The following is a 4,200-nucleotide window of genomic DNA, read 5'->3' as shown; positions in this document are numbered from 1 at the left end:
CACCTTGGTCTCGTCTTCTGTTATTTAGGTTCAGGACGAAGACGTCACACGAGTTATGGCTACGTGACTGAGGTGAAAACGTGGGCTCTTCCGATCTCGTGATGCTCGGGCGGCTCGGTGCCGTCCCACCGTCCCGTCGGCGCATCGCGCTGCGCCTGTCCGGGCTGTCGGACCGGGAGCGGACGCAGGGTTAGGCCGCGCGGCTCACAACGGCGGGAGCGACCGGCCGCAGGGTCCGCCAGGCGGCGAGGGTGACCAGCGCGAACGTCCCCGCCGCAGCGCCCGCCACCGGCACCGTGCCGTACGCCGCGGCGGCCAGCCCGGCGAGCGCCGCCCCGAGCGGTGCGGTGAGCAGACCGACCATCCGCTGGGCCGCACCGACCCGGCCGAGCAGTTCGCTCGGCACGTTCCGCTGCCCGTACGACGCCCACAGGCTGTTCCACACCACCGTGCCGGCGGCGAAGACGGCCAGCGCGATCCCGCCCGGCACCGGGTGCCGGGCCAGCGCGAAGCCGGTCAGCGCCACGGTCTCCACGGCCAGCACGGCGCGCAGCGCCGGCACCGTGCCGAGCCGGGCGGCGAGCCGACCCGCGCCGAGAGCCCCTGCCACGCCCCCGACGATGGCGGCGGCGGTGAACAGCCCGTACCCGGCCGGCGGCACCCGCAGCACGTCCAGCGCGTAGAGCACCAGCACCGCCATGATTCCGCTGATCGCCAGGTTGCTCGCGGCGGTGAGCACTGTGACCCGCCACAGGGTCCGGTGCGCCCGCAGCCAGCGCAGCCCCTCGGCGATCTCGCTCCGCACCGAGCCGCGCCCGGTTCTCGGCCGTGCGTTCGGGTTCCCGACGGGGGCGAGGGCCAGCACGAGCAGGGCGGCCGCCGCGAAGGTGACCGCGTCGAGGGCGAACGGGAGGGCCGGGGCGACGGCGAACAGAACACCGGCGGCGGGTGCCCCGAGAAAGCCACCGGCCACGGCGGCCCCCGCCTGGAGCCGGCCGTTCGCCCGGGGTAGCGCGTCCGGCGGCACCAACGCGGGGAGCAGCGCGAACGAGGCGGAGTCGAAGAGAGTGCCCAACGTGGCGAGCAGAAACGCCGCCATCAGCAGCACCGGGACGCTGACCAGGTCGAGCGCGACCACCACCGCCAGTGCCGCCACCACGACCGCGCGTACCCCGTCGACCAGGGCCATCGTCCGACGGCGGTCCCAGCGGTCCGCGTACACGCCGCCGAGCAGGCCGAAGAGCAACGGCGGCACCTGCGCCGCCACGGTGACCGCCGCGATGATCCGCGGGTCGCGGGTCACGGCCGCGGCCAACAGGGCCAGGGCCGGGGTACGCAGCGCGTCTCCGAACCGGGACGAGACGGCCGCGGACCACAGGAGCCGGAAGTCCCGGCCCAGAGCGGGGGAAGTCATGCCGGCGACCGTGCCGGTTCGACCCGGTCGAGGGTCAAGCCGCCGGCGAAAAGGGGACCGCGCCTGTCGGTGATCATGGGTACGGTGAGCGCCGGCATCGGGACCGGGGAGACATCACTCGTGGACCACACTTTCCAGGTCGACCTCCGTGGCGTGGTCGACCTGCTTAGTCATCACCTCTACGGCAGCCCGCGGGTCTACGTCCGCGAGCTGCTCCAGAACGCGGTGGACGCGATCACCGCGCGGCGCAGGGCCGAACCGGACGCGCCTGCGCTGGTCCGCATCGAACCCCCGGACAGCACCGGTGACGGCACGCTACGGGTGCACGACACCGGCATCGGCCTGACCGAGGCGCAGGTGCACGAGCTGTTGGCCACCATCGGCCGCAGCTCGAAGCGCGACGAGCTGGGCTTCTCCCGACACGAGTTCCTCGGCCAGTTCGGCATCGGCCTGCTCTCCTGCTTCCTGGTGGCCGACGAGATCCAGGTGCTCACCCGGCACGGCGACAACCCCACGGTCCGCTGGACCGGGTACGCCGACGGCCGCTACGCGGTGACGGTGGCCCCGCCGGAGGCCGCCCGCGCCGAGCCGGGCACCACTGTCGCGCTGGTGCCCCGCCGCGACGCCGACCAGTGGTTCACCACCCCGACCGTCACCGACCTGGCCCGGCTCTTCGGCGCGCTGCTGCCGGTCACCGTCCGCGTCGGCGATGTCGTCACCACCACCGGGGAACCGCCCTGGCCGACCACGCCGGGTGCGCCACTGGACCGCGCGGCGCTGATCCGGTACGCCCGGGAGACGCTCGGCGTGGACCCGTTCGACGTGCTGCCGCTGGCCGTGCCGGAGGCCGGGCTGACCGGCGTCGCCGTCATCCTGCCGACCCCGGTGAACCCGGCGGCCCGGGCCGGGCACCGCGTCTACCTCAAGCGGATGCTGCTCACCGAGAACGCCGATGGGCTGCTGCCGGAGTGGGCGTTCTTCGCGCACTGCGTGGTGGACGCGACCGAGCTGCGCCCGACCGCCAGCCGGGAGGCCCTCTACGAGGACACTCTGCTGACCGCGACCCGGGAGGCGCTCGGCGACCAGGTGCGCGGCTGGCTGGTCCGGCTGGCCCGGCACGACCCGCACCGGCTGGCCGAGTTCCTCCAGGTGCACCACCTCGGCGTGAAGGCCCTGGCACTGCACGACGACGAGATGCTCCGGCTGGTCGACCGGTGGTGGCCCATGGACACCAACGTCGGCACGCTCACCCTCGCCGAGTTCCGCGAGCGCCACGGCGTGGTCCGCTACGCGGCGAGCCTCGACGAGTTCCGTCAGCTCGCCGCGGTGGCCGCCGCGCAGGACCTGGCGGTGGTCAACGCCGGCTACACGTACGACACCGAGCTGATCGAGCGGCTGCCGGCGGTGGACCGCTCGGTGCTGATCGAGCGGCTGGAGCCCAGCGACCTCACCACCCGGTTCGACGCGCTCGACCCGCAGGTGGAGTTGGCGCTGCGACCGTTCCTCGCGGCGGCGCAGCGGGCCGTCGAGCGTTCCGGTTGCGAGGTGGTCATCCGGGCGTACGACCCGGTGTCGCTGCCCGCGCTCTATCTGGTCAGCCGGTCGGCCGCGTTCAACGACCAGCTCGCGGCCAGCCGGGACAGGGCTGACGAGCTGTGGGGTGGTGTGCTCGACGCGCTCGCCGCCACCGCCCCGCCGGACCGCCCGCAGTTGGTGCTCAACCACCGCAACCCGCTGGTCCGACGGGTCACCATGCTGGCCGACCCGGAGCTGGTCGGTCTCGCCATCGAGGCGCTGTACGGGCAGGCGCTGCTGCTCGGCCACCATCCGATCCGCGCGGCCGACGCCGCGCTGCTGAACGATTCCTTCCTCGGCCTGCTCGGCCGGGCTGTCCCGGGACGGGAGTGAGCATGAGCGACGAGGATCTGTGGCGGGTGCTGCGCGGCATCGCCGACATGCCGTACGGGGCGGGCCAGATCGCCGCGCTGGAGCAGTTGCTGCGCCGGGTGGACGCCGCCGACGACCGGCACCTCGCGTTCGTCACCCGGATGCAGGCCACCACCGGCTACATCTACGGCGGTGAGCCGGCGAAGTCCTTCGTGACCTTCTCCTGGTGCCTGTCGGAGTTCGACCGGGACCCGCAGCCGTACCACCAGCGTCACCTGCACAACCTGCTGTGGCACTTCAAGTACATGGCGTCCGGCCTGCTGAAGTTCCCCGAGGTGCCACTGGACCGCACCTACGCGGTGCTGGACGACATGGAGCGGCGCTACCGGGCTGGCGGGCACAGCCTGCAGGCCGTGCACAAGCACCGGTTCCGGGTCGCCGACCACGTGGGCGACGCCGAGGCCGCCGCGCACTGGTACCGGCTCTGGCAGACCAGCCCGCGCGACGAACTCTCCGACTGCGCCGGCTGTGATCCGACGAGCCAGGTGGGCTACCTCGCCGACACCGGGCGGGACGCCGAGGCGGTGGCGCTGGCCGAGCCGGTGCTCGCCGGCCGGCTCACCTGCACCGAGCAGCCGCAGGCAATCCTCACCGCACTGCTCCTGCCGTACCTGCGCACCGGGCGGGGTGACCAGGCGCGGGACGCGCACCGGGAGGCGTACCGCCGGCTGCGCGGCAACCTCGCCGACCTGTGGGACATCGCGGACCACATCGAGTTCTGCACGCTGACCGGCAACGAGGCGCGGGCGGTCGAGCTGGTCGAGCGGCACCTGGACTGGCTGGACCGGCCGCCGTCGCCGGCCGCCGCCATGCACTTCGCGGCGGCGGCCGCCGCCGCG

2 protein-coding genes and 1 pseudogene are annotated in these 4,200 nt (G+C 73.5%); 2 read left to right on the top strand and 1 reads right to left on the bottom strand.

The features are described from left to right. Positions 1-190: 190 nt before the first annotated feature. Positions 191-1,414: an MFS transporter gene (locus PSH25_RS29135; protein ID WP_238662069.1), complete on the bottom strand. Its 1,224-nt coding sequence runs from the start codon at positions 1,412-1,414 to the stop codon at positions 191-193. A gap of 120 nt (positions 1,415-1,534) precedes the next feature. Between PSH25_RS29135 and PSH25_RS29130 the strand changes: the two genes are divergently transcribed. Then, a complete protein-coding gene (locus PSH25_RS29130; RefSeq protein WP_238662070.1) occupies positions 1,535-3,322 on the top strand; it encodes an HSP90 family protein in 1,788 nt (595 codons plus the stop codon). Positions 3,323-3,324: 2 nt separating this feature from the next. Continuing rightward, positions 3,325-4,200: pseudogene (locus PSH25_RS29125) on the top strand (hypothetical protein); the annotation flags it as partial.

The sequence above is a fragment of the Micromonospora foliorum genome (genome assembly GCF_022229015.1).
Taxonomy (GTDB): domain Bacteria; phylum Actinomycetota; class Actinomycetes; order Mycobacteriales; family Micromonosporaceae; genus Micromonospora; species Micromonospora foliorum.
The sequence above is the reverse complement of the archived record's forward strand: the minus strand, read 5'-3'. Positions and strand labels throughout refer to the sequence as shown.

Bases quoted from the DNA above. Each gene is read 5' to 3' on its own strand.
- PSH25_RS29135 (WP_238662069.1), bottom strand. From the start codon at position 1,414: ATGACTTCCCCCGCTCTGGGCCGGGACTTCCGGCTCCTGTGGTCCGCG.